This is a genomic window from Rhodoferax sp. (assembly GCF_010365055.1).
Classification (GTDB): Bacteria; Pseudomonadota; Gammaproteobacteria; order Burkholderiales; family Burkholderiaceae_C; genus Rhodoferax.
Genome location: NZ_JAAFHA010000075.1, coordinates 1 through 20,271 on the forward strand (window position 1 = coordinate 1; position 20,271 = coordinate 20,271).

At 58.6% G+C, this 20,271-nt stretch carries 20 protein-coding genes; 11 read left to right on the top strand and 9 right to left on the bottom strand.

All coding sequences use genetic code 11. The features are described from left to right. Positions 1-101: 101 nt before the first annotated feature. The 3 genes from GZ093_RS15155 to radC form a co-directional block, all read right to left on the bottom strand. Positions 102-227 carry a hypothetical protein gene (locus GZ093_RS15155; RefSeq protein WP_296487334.1) on the bottom strand — a complete coding sequence of 42 codons (126 nt, stop codon included), beginning with the start codon at positions 225-227 and terminating at the stop codon, positions 102-104. 64 nt (positions 228-291) lie between these two features. Continuing rightward, positions 292-1,122: a DUF932 domain-containing protein gene (locus GZ093_RS15160; RefSeq protein WP_296487337.1), complete on the bottom strand. Its 831-nt coding sequence runs from the start codon at positions 1,120-1,122 to the stop codon at positions 292-294. A 565-nt stretch (positions 1,123-1,687) separates the two neighbouring features. Next, positions 1,688-2,194, bottom strand: a complete 507-nt coding sequence (radC, locus tag GZ093_RS15165) for a DNA repair protein RadC (RefSeq protein ID WP_296487340.1) — start codon at positions 2,192-2,194, stop codon at positions 1,688-1,690. On the opposite strand from radC, the gene GZ093_RS15170 reads away from it, so the two are divergent. Beyond that, complete coding sequence (locus tag GZ093_RS15170; protein ID WP_296487341.1) at positions 2,193-2,318, top strand: hypothetical protein; 126 nt, start codon at positions 2,193-2,195, stop codon at positions 2,316-2,318. The two genes, radC and GZ093_RS15170, sit on opposite strands and share 2 nt — an antisense overlap. Before the next feature lie 255 nt (positions 2,319-2,573). On the opposite strand, the gene GZ093_RS15175 is transcribed toward GZ093_RS15170, so the two are convergent. The 6 genes from GZ093_RS15175 to GZ093_RS15200 form a co-directional block, all read right to left on the bottom strand. Beyond that, positions 2,574-2,918 carry an abortive infection family protein gene (locus tag GZ093_RS15175; RefSeq protein ID WP_296487343.1) on the bottom strand — a complete coding sequence of 115 codons (345 nt, stop codon included), beginning with the start codon at positions 2,916-2,918 and terminating at the stop codon, positions 2,574-2,576. Positions 2,919-2,952: 34 nt separating this feature from the next. Next, the gene (locus GZ093_RS15180; protein ID WP_296487346.1) at positions 2,953-4,179 is read right to left on the bottom strand and encodes an ISAzo13 family transposase; all 1,227 of its coding nucleotides are present in this window, start codon (positions 4,177-4,179) and stop codon (positions 2,953-2,955) included. A 28-nt stretch (positions 4,180-4,207) separates the two neighbouring features. Beyond that, positions 4,208-5,377, bottom strand: coding sequence for an IS4 family transposase (locus GZ093_RS15185; RefSeq protein ID WP_296487348.1), 1,170 nt, complete (start codon positions 5,375-5,377; stop codon positions 4,208-4,210). 174 nt (positions 5,378-5,551) lie between these two features. Continuing rightward, positions 5,552-6,034, bottom strand: a complete 483-nt coding sequence (locus GZ093_RS15190) for a hypothetical protein (RefSeq protein WP_296487349.1) — start codon at positions 6,032-6,034, stop codon at positions 5,552-5,554. Between the two features lie 29 nt (positions 6,035-6,063). Next, positions 6,064-6,906, bottom strand: coding sequence for a nucleotidyl transferase AbiEii/AbiGii toxin family protein (locus GZ093_RS15195; protein WP_296487351.1), 843 nt, complete (start codon positions 6,904-6,906; stop codon positions 6,064-6,066). After that, positions 6,906-7,742, bottom strand: a complete 837-nt coding sequence (locus GZ093_RS15200; RefSeq protein WP_296487352.1) for a type IV toxin-antitoxin system AbiEi family antitoxin domain-containing protein — start codon at positions 7,740-7,742, stop codon at positions 6,906-6,908. Before GZ093_RS15200 ends, GZ093_RS15195 begins: the two co-directional genes overlap by 1 nt. Positions 7,743-7,902: 160 nt before the next feature. On the opposite strand from GZ093_RS15200, the gene GZ093_RS15205 reads away from it, so the two are divergent. From GZ093_RS15205 to GZ093_RS15250, 10 genes are all read left to right on the top strand, one after another. After that, positions 7,903-9,144, top strand: a complete 1,242-nt coding sequence (locus GZ093_RS15205; RefSeq protein ID WP_296487353.1) for an SIR2 family protein — start codon at positions 7,903-7,905, stop codon at positions 9,142-9,144. After that, entirely contained in the window at positions 9,141-11,183 is a 2,043-nt protein-coding gene (locus GZ093_RS15210) for a helicase HerA-like domain-containing protein (protein ID WP_296487355.1), read from the top strand. Before GZ093_RS15205 ends, GZ093_RS15210 begins: the two co-directional genes overlap by 4 nt. 40 nt (positions 11,184-11,223) lie before the next feature. Beyond that, positions 11,224-13,179, top strand: a complete 1,956-nt coding sequence (gene qatA, locus GZ093_RS15215; RefSeq protein ID WP_296487358.1) for a Qat anti-phage system ATPase QatA — start codon at positions 11,224-11,226, stop codon at positions 13,177-13,179. Beyond that, on the top strand, positions 13,179-14,057 hold the full coding sequence (qatB, locus tag GZ093_RS20860; RefSeq protein ID WP_363260886.1) for a Qat anti-phage system associated protein QatB: 879 nt from the start codon (positions 13,179-13,181) through the stop codon (positions 14,055-14,057). The genes qatA and qatB overlap by 1 nt, the downstream gene beginning before the upstream one ends. Next, positions 14,054-15,421, top strand: coding sequence for a Qat anti-phage system QueC-like protein QatC (gene qatC / locus GZ093_RS15225; protein ID WP_296487363.1), 1,368 nt, complete (start codon positions 14,054-14,056; stop codon positions 15,419-15,421). The genes qatB and qatC overlap by 4 nt, the downstream gene beginning before the upstream one ends. A 13-nt stretch (positions 15,422-15,434) precedes the next feature. Then, positions 15,435-16,202: a Qat anti-phage system TatD family nuclease QatD gene (gene qatD, locus GZ093_RS15230; RefSeq protein WP_296487365.1), complete on the top strand. Its 768-nt coding sequence runs from the start codon at positions 15,435-15,437 to the stop codon at positions 16,200-16,202. 91 nt (positions 16,203-16,293) lie between these two features. Continuing rightward, a complete protein-coding gene (locus GZ093_RS15235) occupies positions 16,294-17,400 on the top strand; it encodes a YiiX/YebB-like N1pC/P60 family cysteine hydrolase (RefSeq protein ID WP_296487367.1) in 1,107 nt (368 codons plus the stop codon). A gap of 626 nt (positions 17,401-18,026) precedes the next feature. Continuing rightward, positions 18,027-18,665, top strand: coding sequence for an FMN-binding negative transcriptional regulator (locus GZ093_RS15240; protein ID WP_296487368.1), 639 nt, complete (start codon positions 18,027-18,029; stop codon positions 18,663-18,665). Between the two features lie 64 nt (positions 18,666-18,729). Further along, positions 18,730-19,764, top strand: a complete 1,035-nt coding sequence (gene tadA, locus GZ093_RS15245) for a tRNA adenosine(34) deaminase TadA (RefSeq protein ID WP_296487372.1) — start codon at positions 18,730-18,732, stop codon at positions 19,762-19,764. An 11-nt stretch (positions 19,765-19,775) separates the two neighbouring features. Then, the coding region (locus GZ093_RS15250; protein WP_296487370.1) for an LD-carboxypeptidase at positions 19,776-20,271 on the top strand (496 nt) is incomplete at its 3' end.

Consider the following 20,271-nt stretch of genomic DNA (forward strand, 5'->3'; position numbering starts at 1 on the left):
CCTCGCACGACAGCGCGGCCCGGCTATGCCGGGAGACGCAAAGAAATTTCAGCCAGGATAGCCAGCGCCAGCAAGAAAGTCGAGTTGACCTATGCGGAGCATCACACATGCACTGACTGAATGCCCTTGCTTTTGATGGCGAACATTTGCAGCCATCGAGCGGTCGCGTAGTGATCGCCGCCGTCGCGCGCCCAGACGGAACGGATGGGCGCGCGACGGCGCGGCATGGTTGCCCTCTGCCGTGTGCCTTCGGCATCGAGGGGGCATCGCGCCCCTCGATGATTCAGCCGTTCAAGCCTTGAGCTGCTTCATGCCTTCGGCCAGCATCCACAATGCCCGGTTGATTTTTACGTTCTGGTCAATGCCTCGAATCGGCCGGGTGCTGTGTCTGCGCCCGGTAGCACTACGTCCCTGTAGCCCGCCCTGTGTCAGGTTTTCTTGCACACGGTTATAGGCGCTCCACAAGTCGGGCCGATCATCATCATCGCGGCGGCGCGGCATCAGCAGCTGCGATTCGGTGATGGGGGCAGGCCTGGCCGGATCGTCGTACTTGAGCGACAGCGCTGCATGGGCGAATACCTCGGCCTCTCCCCTGTCCAGCGTGATGGCGCGCATTTCGTCGCGGCGTTCTCGCACCAGATCGAAACCGTCCAGCACGTCATACGCCCCCTCGATCACTTGCCCGACCACGTCGCCTTTGTGAGGAATGCGCAGATCGGCCACGGTGTCGCCGCACACCAAACCGTTTTTGCAGACGAAGCGGAACATACCAGCCAACATTTGATAGCTGCTGGTGCCATCGTGCGAGTTCAGCAGAATGATTTCGTTGGCCTCTGCGCCGTTGATCTGGTTGGCATGGCGCAGCCGCACCATGTGCTTAGTGTGCTCGCGCTTGCCTTCGTCGCGCACGCGCGTCTGGCACACCATGAAGGGCTGGAATCCTTCCTTGCGCAGTTCGGAAAGCACCGCGCCGGTTGCTATGTAGCGGTAACGGTCTGAGCGGCTTTCGTGCTTGTCCTCGGCAAAGATGGACGGGGCCACGGCGCGAATCTGGTCATCCGATAGCGGGTGATCGGCGCGCAGCATCGGGGAGCGGGAAGCGAAACGGGAACTGAGTTGCATGGTCTTTCTCCTGAGATTGAGGCTATGGTTTCAAAGCTGACCGGATTCCAAGATTCAGAGCCCGGTGTTGGCTTTGGTGGGTTCGGCGCAAAGACCTGGGCCGGTCCCTGTTTGCCGCCGTCTTTCCTGAGTTCATCGCCCGCGAAGAACCGGGCCAGCGAGGGACGGGCTGTCGAGGAAGAAGCGCCGGGAGTGGTGCGGCCCACAGCGCAGCGAGGACACGGCCCGGCGCGCCTTGACGGCCAGGCACTGCGGGCTACGGTCGCGGGAGAAAGCGATGGACTTGGGGAAAGACGATCAGCGGCCGATGGGCCAGGGAATACGCCGAAACCAACGCCGCGCGGCGAGCGCCACTGCGTGCTGCAAGCACGCCTGGCTGGAAGTAAGCAAAGCGCGTAGCGCGAAAACAAAATGGCCGATCAGGCGCAGCCTGTTCGGCGGTCCTGTGGGGCGCCAAGCCCGCGCGGCGGGGTGGGCGTCAGCCGACCCCTGGAGGCAAGCGCAGCGCGCAGCCTTTACTGGATGTCAAGGACGCAACAAAAAAAGGGGGCAATGCCCCCTCGGGCTATAGCAGCCCGCGTTCCGCCATAGAAAGGATGTCGCCACCAGCAACGATCAGGTGATCCAGCACTCGCACGTCCACCAGCGCCAGTGCCGACTTCAGTGCCTGCGTGAGCATCTCGTCGGCGCGCGACGGTTGGGTCGAACCGCTCGGATGGTTATGCACCAGCAGTAACGCAGCGCTGTTCCTGGCCAGGGACTCCTTGACCACCTCGCGCGGATACACCGATGTCTGGCTCACCGTGCCGCGAAACATCTCGACATATTCGATGACACGGTTCTGTGCGTCCAGATGGATGACGGCGAACACCTCGTGCTCCAGCGCCCCCAGCTTCACCCGCAGGAAGTCGCGCACCACCTGCGGCGAGTTCAGGGCTTCGCAGTCGTGCATCCGTCTTGCGAGCACACGCTGCGCTGCCTGCAACACCTCGTCGGCATTGGCCGGACGGTAGTCGCCCGTGACATCGCGAACGAGAAGGGAAGAATCGAGAGAATGAGTAAGTTGCGACATGATCGTGCTCCAGTCCGAATCGGGCGGAATTGCCTGGAACCGGAGGAACACGGCGCAGCGCAAGCAGTCAGGGGTCGCAGACGGCCGCATGGACGCCAGCGTGCAGGGCACGCGCAGCCCTTGACAGCGAGAACGGCGTGGTACGTTGAAGGGAACAGCAAGGCCACCCCACACACTCCACTGCCTCTACGGCAAGCGGAGCGCGCAGGCCCAAAGGGCCGGAGGCGTCAGGGATCAATGCCGAATGGCCGCGACTCGGCACGAGGCGCGGGGTACCGCCCGCGAGCCCGACGGCGGTACGCCGGGACGCCCGGAATCAGCCGACAGGATTCACTGCGCAGTAAATATTGCTGTTTTGTCGAATATCGATATGGACAAACTAGAACGGCAAATCGTCACCGGGTGCCGTGATCGTTTTCGGCGTAGTCGCGTGTTTCGTTTTGGCTTCGATTGATTTGATGAAGCGGATCGAACTGGCAACGTGGTTGAAGATGAGCAGGCTTTCCTCGTAGTTGAGGATTGGGTTGTCATGTGCAAGGCTCTTGTTGTTGCGAACGTCACTGAAGGCTTCGAGCACAGAAATGCTGGACTTTAGGATGCGCTCGGTCATCAGCGATTCAAGGTGGCCCGCGTCGCGCAGGCGCTTCACATACTCGCCGAAGATACTGTGCAAAGCTTTGTTACGGTTGACTTCAACTCCACGCTGTTCGCACAACGTGCGCACATACTTAGGACTCATAAAACAATAAAGCGATCTTTTACATGGCATTTGGACTGATCACATAGTTCCATTCTCCATGAAAATCATCCCTGTCTATGCGGATCGTCGAGAACTCCTGGTCGCTCACCTTGATGCCTTTCTGGTAAAGGTTTGAGTCAAGTTCCGCACGCACCCTCAAGCCTTTCATGGTCGTTGTCGCCGCGATCAAGCTGACGATTACTTCATGGCTGACCAAAGGTCGTCCGCGCCAATTCATGCTGATGTGCGAAAAAAGACGGTGTTCAATTTTGTTCCATTTACTTGTTCCGGGCGGAAAATGACTGACCCGGATCGTGAGATTCTCTTCATCGGCGAAGCGTTGCAACTCAAGCTTCCACAAGCGCACACGCGATCCATTGCTGCCGCCTCCATCGGCCATGATCATCAACTCTTTGGCTTCTGGATAGGCGTCCTTACCCATGGCGTGCCACCAGCGCTGAATCGTTGATACCGCAAAGCTCGCGGTGTCGTGATCGGTACCCACGCTCACCCAGGCGGTGTTGTTGGCCAAATCATAGACCCCATAAGGATTGGCGCGGCCCAATTCCTTATCGACAAAGTCATACACATTGACTTTCTCTGGATCGCCCTCCGGTCGCCATTCCTTGCCGCCATTCTTGAACTGACCGACCAATTCCTTCTTCTTGGTGTCGACCGATATCACCGGCTGTCCTGCAAGCAGGGCGGCGTCTGCTTTCTCATTGATGAATTCAAATTGCGCATTGCGGTCGGGATGCCCCTTGCCTTCCAGCGTCTTTCGGTTGCCTTGCAGGCCATAGCCCATTTCTTTGAGCAAGGTGCCCACCGACATGTGACTGATCGTATGGCCTTGTGCTTGCAGTTCCCGCGACAACTGCATCAAGCTCTTGCACGTCCAACGCAACGGCGTTTCAGGATCACCCACTGTCATCGGCTCAACCAGCCGCTCCAGCGCGACACGAATCGTCGGATCTTGCTCCAGTAATGTCTTGCGTCCCGCTCCCGGACGTCTGATTCGGCGCCGCTCAGTGGCTGGCCCTTGCTGTTCCTGCTGCACGTCGGCCAGCTCTTTCAACCCGGCCAGAATTGATCCTCGTGCAACGCCCGTGGCCGTCCACACTCGCTTCGCGCCACCGTGCCCTAAGACCTTGGCTTCTGCCGCCGCGTATAAGCGCCGCTGACGTTCATCAAGGATTCCTTCAAGTGACTTATATCGCGCAGTAATCAATGCATCGTCATTGCCCATGCATTGAGCTTACACCACTACTGTCCGGTTAAATCGTGAATAGATTCAATTGGTTGCATGGAACGCCCTCTGGCGGAATGTATTCGATGCCCGGAAAGGCTTGCTGCAAGGGCATCTTCTCGAAAAGAGTGACCGACAATATCTGTAGCAAAGTGTAGAGCGATGCGTCGAGGGCGAGACGTTTCTTGACGATGGCGACGAGGACGTACACCGACACCGCAATCCAGATTTGCGTCTTGACTGCATTCTCCGAAGTACCGAAGAAACATTTGATCCGAAGGTGCTGCTTGATCCACTTGAAGAACAACTCCACATGCCAGCGGTTCTTGTAGAGCGCACAGATGGTCGCGGACGAAAAGGTCATCTGATTGGTGAGGAAGATGAGCGTCTTGCCAGTCTCGGGATTCTTGAACCGGACACGCCGCAGATGCGCGGGGTAGTCCTGCTTGGTGTAAAAACCATCCAGCGCGATCGTCTGATCGCACATGATGCCGGTATCGCGATCCGTCTTCGTCGAATAGACACGATGGAAGTTCATGTTCGTCTTGGATCGTGTGACAAAGAAGGCACCCGCCAAGTGCAGCGCATACAGCCTGCCGAAGTCGACGTAGCCACGGTCCATCACATAGATAGCGCCGGGCTCCGGCACCAGCAGGTCGAGGGCATGCACGTCGTGCAGTTTGCCGTCGGAGACGTGGATGAAGCTGGGGATATTGCCGCGCAGGTCGAGCAAGGTATGCATCTTCACTGCGGCCTTGGTCGTGCGGAAGTGGGCCCACGGGAAAACCGACAGGCACAAATCGATGGTTGTGGAGTCGAGCGCATAGACGGTATTCGACAATTCCAGCCCCAGATCCTCGCTGGCATAAAGCGCTCTGGCTTGGCCAATCAGGCGCTGCGCAAAGTCGGCATGGATGCGCCAATCGCGCAACTCGTTGGCATCGGCCAGCGTCGAGCGCCGAATCGGCTCGCGAAAGCCCATGTGGTAGAGCTTGGCATCTTGGGCCGACAGACAGACCTCGATGTCGCGCAGACTCTCGCGGTAGGTCAATTGCGCGAAGGCCATCACCCGGAACTGTTCCGCACACGTCAGCGAGCGAACACCCTTGTCGCCGCCGTAACGCGCGACGTACCGGGCGAAGGTCGTCCATGGCAGGAAATCCATGAGTTGGGCGAACAGCGTCTTGCCGGTGTTCATGGCAGTCTCCGGGCGAAAGTCCGAAAGACTGCCTGAACTGGCAGCCATCATTCAAATCGACACCACCCTTCAGCGCTCGGAAATCCTCGTCAGTCATGGCTTTCAGAGACTCGAGCATCAATTTAACCGGACAGCAGTGAGCTTACACATAAACTAAAAGTCTATGTTATTTGTTTACGTTTCCTTAATGACGAACGTGTGCAGCCGATCCAGAGCGGCCTCGGGCTGGTTTTTTTCGATGGCTTCGCGCACGTGTTGAGCCACTGTTTCAAAGTCGCGCTCGTCGACCGTGGCGGTCAGCGCGTCCAGCTCGGCGACGGGTGTGTCGCGCATCATGCGGCTGGCGATTTTCCAGCAATCGTCGGACAGTTCGGTCAATCCTGGCTCGTCGCCCAAACAGTTCTCAGCTTGACCGTACAAGATCAGCGCCTGGATCACTTTGCCGACGAGATGGTTGCCTTCGACTACCCAGAATCCGCGCAGGCGGTTGGCTTTGGAGGTGCCACGCTCGCGGTAGACAGCGGCATCGATGTCACGGCGCGTGTGCTCCTCGAAGAATTCGCTGAATGTGCGATCCGTGAAATCGAGCACGTAGCCGCCGCTCATGCGGAGCAGCCGTTCCAGTTTGCGACGCTCTATGGAGGACAAATCGGCCATGGCACTTCCTTTGTTGTGCGGGTTACCGATCAGCCACCCGCCTTCGGCAAGTCGGCAGCGCGAACTGCCCGCAGCACTTCCCGAAAGACATCATCGAACGGCGGCAGTTGGTTCATCTGGTGCGCGAGGCGGGCAGCCCAGAGTCGCCGCAAACGATCTTCCTTGGCGGCGATTGCCTGCTCCATGCCTGCGACGACGCGCTGCCGCAGCGTCAACTTGGCATCGAGTTCGGCGCGCATTTCTGCAACGCGCAAGTCGGTAGAGCCGAACAGGTACCAGAGGTCGTACAAGTCGCGCGGTTCATTGCGCGCCCGGTCACTTAAGGCCAGCAGCTTTTCAACCACGATTTCCTTGATGTCGTAGACCTTTACAGTTGGCCCTTCGGGTAAATCGTTAAAGCTGTCATAGGTGCGATGAATCGGGCGATCTTGCAGCGGGAAGCACAGGACTTCGGTGATCGTGATATCAACCTTCACGTCGTTCGCAGCGGGCAGCGGCCCCTGGTAGCGCAGATAAAACGTGTGGCTGTTCTGGTGGCTGTGGCGGTCCTCGCGGTCGAAAGCGATCCGCAAGCCGCAGGCGGCCTCAACCGCCGCAAAGATTTCGGTTAACCCTGCCAGAATATCTTCGAGGGTGATCGGACGGGTCAAGGTGAAATCCAAGTCTTCCGAAAACCGATAGTCCTCGAACCAGCAGCGTCGCAGGGCCGTGCCACCTTTGAAGGCCAGCACTTCGCGTAGCGGATGACCGGCCAGACCGGTCAGGAACCAGGCCAACACGTAATCGCGTTCGATGACGGCCTCGGGAATGCGCCGCCCGCCGGCGCTTACCAGCGTGTTCGAGATCAGGGAAATATTGCGTTGTGGAATCATCAGCCAAGCCTTACGGTATCGAGTTCTTCAGGAGTCACGTTGAGCTGGAGCCGCCAACGTGAGAGAAAGGCCCCCTCGGCGGGGAGTAGTGGATCAAGGCGCTGGTACGTCGCCGTCAGTATGCTGTGCAATGGTTCCAGCACCAACGCATCGGCCAGGCCATAGTGTTCCAGCAGGTAGCCGAGGCGACGCACGACGGCGCCGACGCCGAGGCGTCGTGCGTAGTCCACCAGCCGTTCGACTTTCAGCACGTCCCGCTTCATCCACAAGCCCTTGGCGACTTCGGTAATGCCGCCGACAAATGCCGGGTGTCGGAGCCCGTCGATGATGGTGCGCTCCATGTCGCTGATCATCACGAAGCGTTCCTTGTCGATCCAGTGCTTCATGACCCCGAATTCTTGTTCTGCGGTGATGTGGACAAACCGAAAGTCATAGCCGCCGACCGTCTGCGGACGCACGCGCCGCGTACAGGACACATACACGGTGAAGTTCGGCTGCGTCACCATGCGGTGTAGCTCAAGCGCTGTGCCGTGCGAGAGAAAGTAGGGTGCTGCACCAGCGAGTTCACGCGCGATCAGGTACGGGCTGTCGATGTGCTCAGTGGCCCGGCCGAGTTCGAAGGGCACAAGGTTGTACAAACCGGGCTTCAGTCGCGTCACCAAGCCTCGCTGCTGAGCCTTGTGTACGAGATTGCGGGACGCCGCAGCCGACAGGCCGGTGATCGAGCCCACATCCGCCAAGGTAAACGTAGACCGGCGCAGTTCATTCAGCTCAGTGAAGAGCTGCGCTGCCCGTGGGCCTAGCGTCTTCGTTTGCAAGTGATATTTTACGCTCAATTCGCGCCCCTAAAAGAAACGTAATGCACAGTAAATATAACACTAACGATATTCGACGGCAAGCTTGTTTCCCCTTGGGAGACAAATTGAGCGTAAAATGTAACAATAAAAATTCAAAGGCGAAAGTCGCCATAAGCTGCGTCGAAAAAGGGAGTGTTCAATGACCGTCAGTGTCCATAATCCAGACCAGTACATGGCCAGTCTGCGGCAAATCATTGCCCAAGGACGCAAGCGGATTGGCCTCCTAGTCGGGGCGGGCGCGCCAGCCGGTATCTTTCCTCCCGGAAGCGATAAGCCGCTTATTCCTGCTGTGGCAGGCCTCACCGACATGGTGATGGATGCGCTGAAAGCCGACTATGGCAAGACCCTCGACGCCGTACGCGCCGAACTCGAAACCCCGAACATCGAAACAATTCTGTCGCGGGTGCGCAGCTTGGCTGGTGTTATTGGCAAGACGAAGGTTCATGACCTCGACGGGGAAGGATACAAAAAGCTGAGCGAAGCCATCTGCGAGCAGATCGGCACCATCGTCAACAAGCCTCTTCACGACGGTCCTTCGCCGTACACCGAGTTCGTGACGTGGATCAGCGGGACGGGACGCGAACACCCAGTGGAAATTTTCACCACCAACTACGATTTGCTGTTCGAGCAAGCGTTGGAGCGCACGCGTATCCCATTTTTTGACGGGTTCAGCGGTGCCAGTGAGCCCTTTTTCGATCCGTCTTCAGTGGCGAGCAATGATTTGCCAGCGCGTTGGACGCGTTTGTGGAAGTTGCATGGCTCGCTCGGCTGGGCCGCCAATGCGCGAGGCGAAGTGGTGCGCACCGGGCAGGCGAATGCCACCCATTTGGTGTTCCCTGAGCATTTGAAATACGATCAGACGCAGAAGGCACCGTATGCCGCGCTGTTCGACCGCTTGCGGGCGTTTCTGATGACGCCAGACACGTTGCTGATTGCGACCGGGTTTTCCTTCGCCGACGCACACATTTCCGCGCGGATCGATGAGTGCCTGGCCGCCAATCCGTCGGCCAGCGTGTTCGCGTTCCAGTTCAAACCGCTCGAACAAGAAGTCCACGCCCGCGACATCGCGGGGCGCCGGGCCAATATGAGCTTGTATTCGCCAGACAAGGCCATGATCAATGGCATTGCCGCTCCTTGGATGCCGGGTGACTTGCCAACGCGTGACTGGGGGGCTATTCGGGCCACTTATTGGGACATCGATGAGAAGAGCGGGGCCGCACAGTTTCAACTTGGCCGCTTCGACCGGCTCGCGCGGTTCTTTGCATCATCACGCGCGGCTCAGCATTTCCCGCCCCCACCACCGATGGCGGAGTCATCGACTGCCGTGGCTCCTCCCGTGCTGGAAGACGCGGTGGCAGTGCCATCTGATGGTGTTGCATGAACTCGAAGCCGACATTGTTGGGGCACGTGGGTGCCGTGACCGGAGCGACAGTCAGCATCCGACAGTCGCCGAGTGTGGCCTCGGGCATCGCCATCATCGGTGGCAAGAGCTACCGCATCGGCCAGGTAGGCAGTTTCGTGCGCATCCCACAGGGTTATCACGATCTGTACGGCATCGTTGCGGAGGTTGGTGCGAACGCGACGCCAGAGGCAGCGCGCGAGCCCAATGATCGCGGCGACCGTTGGATGACGATCCAACTGGTCGGCGAGATCGTCGGCTCGTCGTTCGAACGTGGGATCAGCCAGTACCCGAGTGTCAACGATGAAGTTCACCTCGTCACAGAAGAAGACTTGGCTGTGATCTACGGATCAGCAGATGGTGGCCAAGTCGTCATTGGTCGATTGGCCAACGCCGAAGGCATCTCGGTTCGCATCGATCTTGATAAGCTGGTCACGCGACATAGTGCAGTGCTAGGTTCCACGGGTTCCGGAAAATCGACAACGGTTGCGAGCCTGCTGCGCTCAATAGTTATGGGCGAACCTGGCGAGGTCAATGCGGGCTTCCCCAGTGCAAGCGTCTTGCTGCTCGATGTCCACGGTGAGTACAGCCGCGCCCTGCAATCCATCGCGACGGTTTTTCGTGTCAACCCAAGTGACGGTGAAGAACCGTTGCACATCCCATTTTGGGCGCTTGATCCCGTTGACTTGCTGACCTTCCTGATGGGAAAGCTTGACGATAAGCCAATGAGCCAAATCTTAGACAAGGTTCTGGAATACAAGATGACGCTCGCCAAAGCGGTGTCGTTTGCCGGGTTGGATGTCACGTCGATGACGGCAGATAGTCCCGTTCCGTTTAACCTGAAAAAACTGTGGTTTGAGCTCGTGGACCCAGAGATCAAGACTTGGGAGGACTCGGCCAAGACCAAGCCTGCACTGGCAGAGGCGGGCGATGCGGAAACATTGAAAGCGCCCAAATACAAGCCAAATGGCTTGGGGTCAACCGCGCCATTCATCAACAGCATTGGCGTACTCAGCATCCGGCGGCCGTTGGATCAGATGCGTTCGCGTCTTCTCGATCGACGCTATGATTTTCTCCTGCACCCTGGCGCATGGGAGCCAAAGCTCGACGGTAGTACCGAGAAGGACTTGCCGGACTTGCTAAGTACTTGGCTTGGTCATGGGAAACCGATAACCATTTTGGATCTTTCAGGCATACCAAGCACCGTACTCTCACAACTGATTGCGGCCATTCTGAAGATCATCTATGAGGGCTTGTTTTGGGGCCGCGAGAAGAGCGAGGGTGGCATTCACCGCCCTATGCTTGTCGTCATGGAAGAGGCACACCGCTATCTTTCAAAGGAGGGCGGGGGCCCGGCACGTGACATCGTGCAGAGAATCGTCAAAGAGGGACGCAAGTTCGGCATCGGCGCGATGATCGTCAGTCAACGCCCTTCCGAAGTTGACGAAACGATCCTGTCGCAGTGCGGCACATTCATCGCCTTACGGCTTTCCAACGCTGCGGACCGGAGCAAAGTCCAAGGTGCGCTGCCAGACAATCTGTCCGGCATCGTCGAAAGTCTTCCCGTACTGCGAACCGGCGAAGCAATTATCACGGGCGAAGCTGCACGACTCCCATTGCGCTGCCGCATCGCTTTGCCGAACGAAGAGCATCGCCCACAGAGTGAAGACCCCGCAGTCGCAAAACGCTGGAAGGGCGAGCGCATCATCGAAGACTACACACGGCTCGCTGCATCTTGGCGAGCTCAAAATTCATTGTGGGCTGCTGCCCGCTACACACGCGAAAAACTTAAACCCGAGGAGATTGCCGATATGGAACGCGAAATGGTGGCTTCGTCCACGATCTTGTCTGCGGGTTATGACGCTGCTTCAGAGACCTTGGAAGTCGAATTCAAGAGTGGTGGCACTTACCAGTACTACAACGTACCGGAATCGGTCTATCACGACTTCATGGCTTCGGATTCGAAGGGGAAGTTTCTGCACGTCTATATCAAGAGCTCATATCCCTGCTCTCGCGTGTAACAGAAACGTCGAATAAAACGAATGCGTCGAGGAGGCAAGGGTGATTCTGACTGACAACGAAACCAAAGTTGATTTGCTCAACAACGAAGCGATTGCGACGACCATCATCGGACTGCTGCGCGAGAAACCGGATCACCCCGTCACCATCGGTGTCCACGGCGACTGGGGCGCGGGGAAGTCCAGCGTCCTGGAGATGATCGAAGCGGGATTCGCGGGCGACGACGACGTGCTCTGCCTAAAGTTCAATGGCTGGCGCTTCCAGGGTTTCGAAGACGCCAAGATTGCGTTGATCGAGGGCATCGTCACGGGTCTCGTGGAGAAGCGCCCGGCAATGACGAAGGCGGCAGGGGCGGTCAAGGATGTCTTCAATCGTATCGACTGGCTAAAAGTCGCGAAGAGGGCGGGTGGCTTGGCCGTGACCGCATTCACCGGCATTCCGACGCCGGACCAGATCAACGCTATTGTCGGAACGCTCGAAGGGCTGTTCGCGGACCCAAGCAAAGTCGCGACGAAAGAAAACCTCACCGCCGCAATCGAAAGCGTGAAGTCGATATTGAAGCCGGGCGAAACCAGAAACGTGCCGGAGGAGGTTGAAGCCTTTCGCAAGGCGTTCGACAGGCTCTTGAAAGATGCGGGCATCAAGCAGCTCATCGTGTTGATTGATGACCTCGACCGATGCTTGCCAGATACGGCCATCGAGACACTCGAAGCAATCCGGCTGTTCGTCTTCACCGCGCGCACAGCCTTCGTCGTTGCCGCCGACGAGGCGATGATCGAGTACGCGGTACGCAAACATTTTCCTGATTTGCCCGAAACCACCGGGCCGCGCGACTACGCGCGGAACTATCTGGAAAAACTCATCCAGGTGCCGTTCCGCATCCCGGCGTTGGGGGAAACAGAGACTCGCATCTATGTCACGCTGCTGCTGACGGGGGCCGAAATTGGTGATGATGACGAGAGTTACGCGAAGCTCATTGGCGTGGCGCGTGAACGCCTCAAAAGGCCTTGGGAGAGCGCCGGTCTCGATGCCGCAACGGTCAAGGCCGCACTCGGGTCAAAGGCCGACAAGGCCCACAACGCGCTTGCGCTCAGTGATCAGATCGGTCCGATCCTGGCGAGTGGCACCAAGGGCAATCCGCGTCAGATCAAGCGATTCCTGAATACGCTGTTGCTTCGGGAGCGCACGGCGACGGCGCGCGGATTTGGCGCGGACATCAGCTTGCCGGTACTGGCGAAGCTGATGCTGGCCGAACGATTCATCCCCAGGCTGTTTGAACAAATCGCCTTGGTTGCGGCGGTCCATGCGAAGGGTCTGTGCGAAGACATCGGCGCGCTGGAAAAGAGCATCACTGCGGACAGCGCAAAAACAGATGGCCAGCCTGCGGCGGATGAGCGAAAAGGTGCCAAGCCCGGGGATGCGGTCGCTCCGTATGTCGAAAATGCAGTGCTGGTGGAATGGAAGTCATCGGAGACGATTCGCGACTGGGCGCGCGTTCAACCGTTCTTGACGGGGGTCGATCTGCGCCCTTATCTTTTCGTCACGAAGGACAAGAAAGACTACTTCGGCCCTGTGTCGGTTCTCGGGCATCTCGCTGCCGTGGTCGAAAAGCTGTTCGGCGGAAAGATGTCGGTTCAGGCATACGAAGCCGAACTTAAGCAACTCGTGCAGCCCGAGGCTGACAAGGTGTTCGAGGCGGTACGCACGAAGATCATGGGTAGCGGTGCTTTTGAAACCATGCCCCCAGGTGTTGATGGGCTCGTCGTCTTGGTCAAGGCACAGCCCGGCTTGCAAGTGAAGCTGTTGGATTTTCTCGAAGGTTTGCCAACCGGTAAATGCGGCCCCTGGGCGGTTCGTGGATGGCAGGGTGCCATCAACGACGCGGATGGTGTCGCGCGCCTGACGAAACTGTTGAATGGCTGGAGCAAGGTCACCAACAATGTGGGCCTCAAATCCGCTGCAGAACTGGTGCTCAAGGATACGAAGGGGGGACGCTAATGGGAACGTCGACAGCCTATGGTGGTCCCGGTGGTGGTACACCGCTTGTGCCTTCCTGGCTCGGTGGAGGTGCGCCGCCCGCCCCAGCTGCGCCGGATGGCTCACCAAACGGTGACGGGACTGCGCCGTCTCCCCCTGCTGCGCCACCTACGCCGCCGAACCGTCCCGCAATCCCTGCGGCGGCCGATCCCAGTAGATTTTCCGGCGCACGCAATAGCTTCACTCGTTTTGCCGGTTCGGGTGGTGGAGATCGCGCCAATCTCGGACGAGCGGTCTCGCGCTACGTGTCTACAGCATCAGGCGGTGCGCGCCAGGCAGCGCAACGCATGGGTGCATCGCGCGGTGCCGGGGCGAGATTGCTTGGATTTCTGGCCGATGCCCAAGCGCGTGGCGTACGCGAAGCGCTCCGGTCGTTGGATCTTGAAGCGCTCGCAGGGCGCCCCATTGCCGAGATTTTTGTCGGCCTTGCCGACTACATCTGTCCAGGGGCCGGAACAGTCGATGAAGGCATCGCACGCGAAGCGTATGTTGAGACCATTATCGAGTTGACCACCGAGGGTTTGACCGATCTCTCGACGTTCACGCCAGACCAGATGCAAACGGTTTTCGAGTTGTATGCGACGCATGCGATTGAGGCGAGGATCTGCAACGACATCGGGACGAAGGCGGTCACGATGCCGGCTGATGCGCAGGCAGCGCACCGCGTAGAAGCTCAACTGCGTGATTTCATCCGTGGCGGGGTCAGCGATGCGCTCACCGCAGCCCGCGCCGCAACGCCTAACTTGACGCCCGAGCGTATTCAGTCCTTCGTGGACGCGGTGTATGAGTCCGCGTTCGCGATTCTTCAGTCTCTCGGCGAAGCGGAGGCGAACCAATGAAGCGACAACTGTTGGCAGGCCACTTCGGTCCTGACGATCACACGCCCATACCTACTGCGGCTGACGAGCAGCTGACCCGGCTTGAACTGGTGGTTGGCGAGAAGATGCTGGGCCACGGAATCGGCGGGGCACTGACCAGTCTGAAGGCCCTGGGCGTCTTCCCATCGGAGATCGGTATTGATCTACTGGTGGTCGCCGCACATGTCCACGCCGCAGACACGCGCATCTCCCGTGCGGAACAGTCGCAGGATTCGTGGACAAGAGAAATCCGCTTGGTCGTTCCGGTGAGTGACCCGGCGCGCTGGGGTGCTGCGACATCGACCTTGACGAAGGCCTTGAATTTTCTGACGGGCGATCGATGGACGATAGGCTTTCGGGCACGGCCTGTCCGGTTCGCTACTATTGTGAAGCAAGCACCGCTCAGGCTGCTGACACCGCCGTTTGATTCGCTGAGCCTGTTTTCTGGGGGACTGGACAGCTTGATCGGTGCCATCGATCTTCTTCACGCCGGATCGACCCCTTTGTTGGTGAGCCACTTTGGCGAAGGTGCGACCAGCGACGCGCAGGGGAAATTGTTCGCGGGCCTGAAGAAGGAATACGCGAAATTGGCGTTTGACCGATTGCGCGTTGGAATGACTTTCGCTGATGGCTTGGTGAAAGATGTCGGCTCGGAAAACAGTACAAGAGGTCGGTCGTTCTTGTTCTTTGCCCTGGGCGTATTCGCCGGCACAGGGCTTGGCAGTGGCTTCGTGCTGAGGGTGCCCGAGAATGGTTTGATCGCATTGAATGTGCCGCTAGACCCTTTGCGGCTCGGGTCAAACAGCACTCGTACCACGCATCCGTACTACATGGCGCGCTGGAACGACCTGCTCGCCGAGCTGGGGATCGATGGCCGTGTCGAGAATCCATATTGGGACAAGACCAAAGGCGAAATGACCGCGGGTTGCGGCAACGGGCCATTGCTGCTCAAACTCGCACCTGATGCCCTGTCGTGCTCATCCCCGACCAAAGGGCGATGGCACGGCCTTGGGATCGAGCACTGCGGATATTGTCTTCCCTGCCTGATTCGACGCGCTGCTTTGGATAGTGCGTGGGGGGCCGGTCAAGACGAGACGACATACACGGTGTCCGACCTTCGCGCCCAAACACTGGACACCCGTGAGTCGACAGGAAAGCAGGTGCGCTCTTTTCAGTATGCGATCGAGCGTTTGCGCGGACACCCAGGCCTCGCGAATCTCCTCATTCACAAGCCAGGCTCGCTTGCAGACGAGGTCGCGCGGCTGGATCAACTGGCAGATGTCTATCGGCGCGGCCTCGACGAAGTTGCGCGCCTGATCGATGGCGTGGACACGAGACCGAGCTGATGTCGAGGCATCCATGATCGCGACAAACGGTCTGGTGGACTTCCACTGCCATCTTGATCTGTATCCGGATCATCCAGCGGCGGTCCGTGAATCTGATGAGGCGGGTGTATTCACCCTGGCAGTGACGACCACGCCGAAGGCCTGGCCACGGAACCATGAACTGGCGCAAGCGACGCGGCATGTTCGGGCGGCGCTTGGGCTGCATCCGCAGTTGGTCGCTGAACGGGCGAGCGAACTTGCGCTCTGGGATGCCCATCTTTCAGAGACTCGCTATATCGGCGAGGTAGGCCTTGACGCTGGTCCACGTTTTTACAAATCATTCGACTTGCAGAAGCAGGTTTTTCAGCACGTGCTGCAGCGTTGTGCCGTGGCGGGAAACAAAGTCATCACGGTGCATAGCATTCGTGCGGCAAAAGCGGTGCTGGACCACATTGAGGCATACCTGCCTCCTACAAAAGGCAAAGTCGTGCTGCACTGGTTCACCGGCAGCAAGGCTGAGGCAAAGCGCGCTCTTGAGTTGGGCTGCTACTTCTCTATCAATGCAGCGATGCTGGACAACGAGCGACATTCGTCGATGGTCACCGCCATTCCCCTTGATAGGCTGCTGACCGAGACTGACGGGCCTTTCACCAAGACGGCCGATCGGCCTTCGAAGCCGGCAGACGTGGCCGTAGTTGTTGAAGCTTTGAGTCGCCTACATGGTGTTTCGACATCGGCGCTTGCGGCTACTGTCCGAAACAACCTGCGCAGCTTGCTGGAGCCGAATGGCGAGGGTTATTGATATGAACGATTTGTCCACCGCATGTCTTGCTGACCGTTGCTTTGGTCCACCGAGTTTAGGTACCAGTTGAACTGGTGAATAGAAGATCACCATGAGAAAACTGAACGAATCGGTGCTCCAGATCGGCGACATCATTTTGACGACGACCACGGACCTGTTAAGCAAAGGTATCCGCAAAGTGACTGGGAGCGATATCTCGCATGCTCTCATCTACGTCGAGTCGCATTCCGTCATTGATGCTGCAGGTGATGGCGTGCATTCGCGAAACACACAGCGCCTCTTTTGGGAGGACGAATGTGCAGTACACGTACTTCGATTCGCCGAGGGACTGGATGACACTCAGTCCAGGAACATCGTGAACTATGTCAGGGGAAGAATCGGCACGCAGTACTCGAAAATCGAGGCCGCCCGGTCAGTGCTCGGCGGTGCGAAGGCGCCCAGCCGGAGGCAGTTTTGTTCGCGTTTGGTGGCCCAAGCATATGCTAGCGCGGGCCTGAATTTGGTGGGCGACTCCAACTATTGTGCGCCGGATCATTTGAAGAACAGCACACGGCTGATCGCCGTGCAAGGCGCCGTTCAGTACGTCAGCGACGAAGAGATAAAGGGCTGGGAGGGCATTCACGATACCCCGCAGAGCATGCGAGATGCGACCAACGCTCTGCTGTCGGGCGCACGGACCAAGAGCGCGAGCATTGAAGATGTAAATGACATCGACCACCATCTACAGGTGACACCCGGCGACGACGCATATTTTGCAAACCTCTACGAAAGATCGGGTTACCTCACAGTCTGGGTCGCCGAGTGCGACAAAAATCGCTGGCAGTACGATTTGCAAGCGATGATCGACGCGCCTGGCCCCGATGCAGCGAAGCGGCAATATTGTGAGAATTTGCTGGGTGACGATGAAGAAGGGCTGGTGCGTTTCGAGGTCAACCGGGCGGGGTACTCTTTACTTGCGGAAGAATTTCCACTGGAGACCTTTCGCCGACTCAAGATCTTGTATGAAAAGCTGGTCGATCTGCATCTGGACCGCCGGCAGACGGCGGCGCAGTGGCTGAGCCACCAAGGCTCAGCAGTTTTGCCTGCGAGGAGTCCCGCTGTCCTGTTGACACCCCACACGGCGGAATGGTTTGCTGCCCTGGCCGTATGGAATCCGCAGCAAGCGGCTCACACGCGTTCGATCCTGCAGCAGTCTTGAAGCGATGCCGTTTGTTCCGTTTGCGGGGATGATTCAGTGAGAGACTACCGGCTAGTCGGACCAGGGGTTCCGGATGAGACGATTTGCACCCTGCGACTCTGCAATGATTGTTGGCGCATACGCGCCAAAATGCATGCGGAGTCTTTGGCCTTATTGGCGTGACCAAGGGTTTACCCTGCACGAGAGGGGTGGCTCTGGAAGGGACTTGCTGCGCGCGCTGCGTGCTTAGCCGGGCTGGCGCAGCGGACCGGGCAGGCCAATAACATCGACAAGATAGGGCAGGTGTGCTGCGGCAACCGAAGTGATCGAGAGTCATCGCGGCATGTAAAATATAACTGGATGTGCCGTCGTTCGTTGACGATTGATGCGCTGGAGTAGCTGCCGCGCAAACCGAGTCCATCTCCCACGCCAGCAAAAGCGCTCATTAATTGACGGTAAAAGTGACGGTAAAAGTCGATGCTGTTCTTCAATAGAACCAATGCCAACGCGGGTTTCCAGCCCTTAGAAACAATTGAGTGGGAATGAAATATTCTGAAAAGTTCAATGACTGATCGACCGCTTTTTTGCCAGCAATGCAATCGTTGGGGACCCCTACTCAGCGTTTGTCAGTAAGGCCACCACCAACCGTGTATTTGCCGCCGCAATTCGACGCGAAAGAGCGTAGCCAGGCGCTGGACATCATGCGTGCCCACCCGTTGGCCAGTCTGATCAGCGTGGACGATGCCGGTTTGCCCTTTGTTTCGCACCTGCCACTGCATCTCGAGGAGCGCGGTGACACCTTGGTACTGCTCGGCCACTGTGCCAAAGCCAATCCGCACTGGCACTATTTGCACACCAGACCGCAGGCGGTGGTTGCGTTCATGGGGCCGCAGGCTTATATGTCGCCCAAGGTCTATCCAGACCTGGTGCGCGTGCCAACCTGGAATTACCTCGCGGTGCACTGTACCGTGCAAGCCACCTTGCTTGACGGGCCGCAAGCCAAGGATCAGGTACTCAAACAGCTCATCGACGACCATGATCCCGCCTATGCGTCGCAATGGCGCGCTTTGGCGCCGGATTATCAGCAAAAAATGCTGTCTGCCATCACCGCCTTTGAGTTGCATGTGCTTGCTTTGCAGTGCAAAGTCAAACTCAACCAGCATCGCCCTGAGTCGCACGCCCGGATGCACGCGATTTACGCCGCCGGCAACGCGGAGGAACGCGCCCTGGCTGATTGGATGATTCGATTGGGTTTGGACCTTCCAGCCCCCGAGTTACCTTCGTAATGTGCTATCTTTATAGTAGTTAATTGTGGCCCGTTCAGCTGACAAGATTACCGCGCTGGCGACCATGAGCGATGCCCAAGCCATGCAGCTGGCCTTGACGCAGGCGAATCTTGCCGCCGCAGCGGGCGAAGTGCCGGTGGGTGCCGTGGTGTTGAAGGACGGGGTATTGATTGCCAGCGGTCGCAACGCACCGATTGAAAGCCACGACCCGAGCGCTCACGCTGAAATCAATGCCTTGCGGGCGGCCGCACAGGTTTTGGGCAACTACCGGCTCGACGGCTGCGAGCTGTTTGTCACGCTGGAGCCTTGTGCCATGTGTGTGGGTGCCATGCTGCATGCGCGCCTGCAGCGCGTGGTGTATGGGGCGCCCGACCCCAAGACCGGTGCCGCCGGGTCGGTCGTTGATTTGTTCGCCAACCCGCAGTTGAACCACCAGACGCGAGTGCAGGGTGGGGTGCTTGCCGGTGAGTGCGCTGGGTTGTTGCAGGGCTTTTTCCAGCAAAAGCGCACCCAGAGCCAAAGCTGCTGCAGCCCGCTGCGCGAAGACGCCTTGCGGACCCCGCAGGCACGGTTCTGTAGCCTGCCGGACTACCCTTGGGACGCGCAGTACGTCAGCGATTTGCCCGCGCTCGCCGGGCTGCGTCTGCATTACCTCGACCTGGGACCGCAAGATGCAGCGCAAACCTACTTCTGCCTGCATGGCCCGATGGCTTGGAGTTACCAGTACCGCAAAATGATAGCGGAGCTTACGGCTGTGGGGCATCGGGTGCTGGCGCCTGACCTGGTTGGTTTTGGCAAAAGCGACAAGCCCAAAAAGGAAAGTGCCCACACCCTGCACTGGCATCAGCAGGTGTTGACCGAGTTGGTCGAGCGGCTCGACTTGAACAACGTCGTGTTGGTCGTTCAAAGCAGCAGCCAGTTCCTGGGGCAAGCCCTGATGAGAAGCGCGCCGGAGCGCTTTACCGAGATGGTGGTCAGGGAGCAAGCGCCGCCGGCCGACAGTGAACGGGCCGCTTATGAAGCACCCTTTCTGGATCGTGGCCACCGCGCTGCGCTGCGCGCCTTTGCGGCACTGCTGGACCGACCCCTAGAATCCTAGTCGAACGCCTTATGAACAATCACATTTACATCTACTCCCCTTCGGGTGCCGTGCGCGACAAGGCGGCCTTCAAGCGCGGCGTGGCGCGACTCAAATCGCTGGGCCATGAGGTTGAAATTGACGAAGCCGCGCTGACCAGCCATTTGCGCTTTGCCGGGGACGACGAGACCCGCTTGGCGGCCATTCATCGCGCTGCCGCCAGTGGCGCCGCTGTGGCACTGATCTCACGCGGCGGTTATGGCTTGAGCCGCATTCTGCCGGGCATTCGCTACAAAGCCGTGGCCAAAGCAATTGATCAAGGCATGCGCTTCGTTGGCATCAGCGATTTCACGGCGTTTCAAAGTGCCGTGCTGGCGAAAACCGGGCGCGTCACCTGGGCCGGGCCAGCGCTGTGCGAAGGTTTTGGCGTGGGCGGCAAGCCCGATGCGGCCAGCGAGCCGGTCGCGCGCCCAAACCCCGTACCCGACGACATCATGGAAGCCTGCTTTGACGATTTGGTCCAAGGGC

Coding starts and splice junctions, on each gene's coding strand:
- GZ093_RS15235 (WP_296487367.1), top strand. CDS start 16,294: ATGAGAAAACTGAACGAATCGGTGCTCCAGATCGGCGACATCATTTTG.
- GZ093_RS15190 (WP_296487349.1), bottom strand. CDS start 6,034: ATGGCCGATTTGTCCTCCATAGAGCGTCGCAAACTGGAACGGCTGCTC.
- GZ093_RS15205 (WP_296487353.1), top strand. CDS start 7,903: ATGACCGTCAGTGTCCATAATCCAGACCAGTACATGGCCAGTCTGCGG.
- GZ093_RS15185 (WP_296487348.1), bottom strand. CDS start 5,377: ATGAACACCGGCAAGACGCTGTTCGCCCAACTCATGGATTTCCTGCCA.
- tadA (WP_296487372.1), top strand. CDS start 18,730: ATGAGCGATGCCCAAGCCATGCAGCTGGCCTTGACGCAGGCGAATCTT.
- GZ093_RS15180 (WP_296487346.1), bottom strand. CDS start 4,179: ATGGGCAATGACGATGCATTGATTACTGCGCGATATAAGTCACTTGAA.
- GZ093_RS15210 (WP_296487355.1), top strand. CDS start 9,141: ATGAACTCGAAGCCGACATTGTTGGGGCACGTGGGTGCCGTGACCGGA.
- GZ093_RS15195 (WP_296487351.1), bottom strand. CDS start 6,906: ATGATTCCACAACGCAATATTTCCCTGATCTCGAACACGCTGGTAAGC.
- GZ093_RS15170 (WP_296487341.1), top strand. CDS start 2,193: ATGATCGTGCTCCAGTCCGAATCGGGCGGAATTGCCTGGAACCGGAGG.
- GZ093_RS15155 (WP_296487334.1), bottom strand. CDS start 227: ATGCCGCGCCGTCGCGCGCCCATCCGTTCCGTCTGGGCGCGCGACGGC.
- GZ093_RS15160 (WP_296487337.1), bottom strand. CDS start 1,122: ATGCAACTCAGTTCCCGTTTCGCTTCCCGCTCCCCGATGCTGCGCGCC.
- qatB (WP_363260886.1), top strand. CDS start 13,179: ATGGGAACGTCGACAGCCTATGGTGGTCCCGGTGGTGGTACACCGCTT.
- qatD (WP_296487365.1), top strand. CDS start 15,435: ATGATCGCGACAAACGGTCTGGTGGACTTCCACTGCCATCTTGATCTG.
- qatC (WP_296487363.1), top strand. CDS start 14,054: ATGAAGCGACAACTGTTGGCAGGCCACTTCGGTCCTGACGATCACACG.
- radC (WP_296487340.1), bottom strand. CDS start 2,194: ATGTCGCAACTTACTCATTCTCTCGATTCTTCCCTTCTCGTTCGCGAT.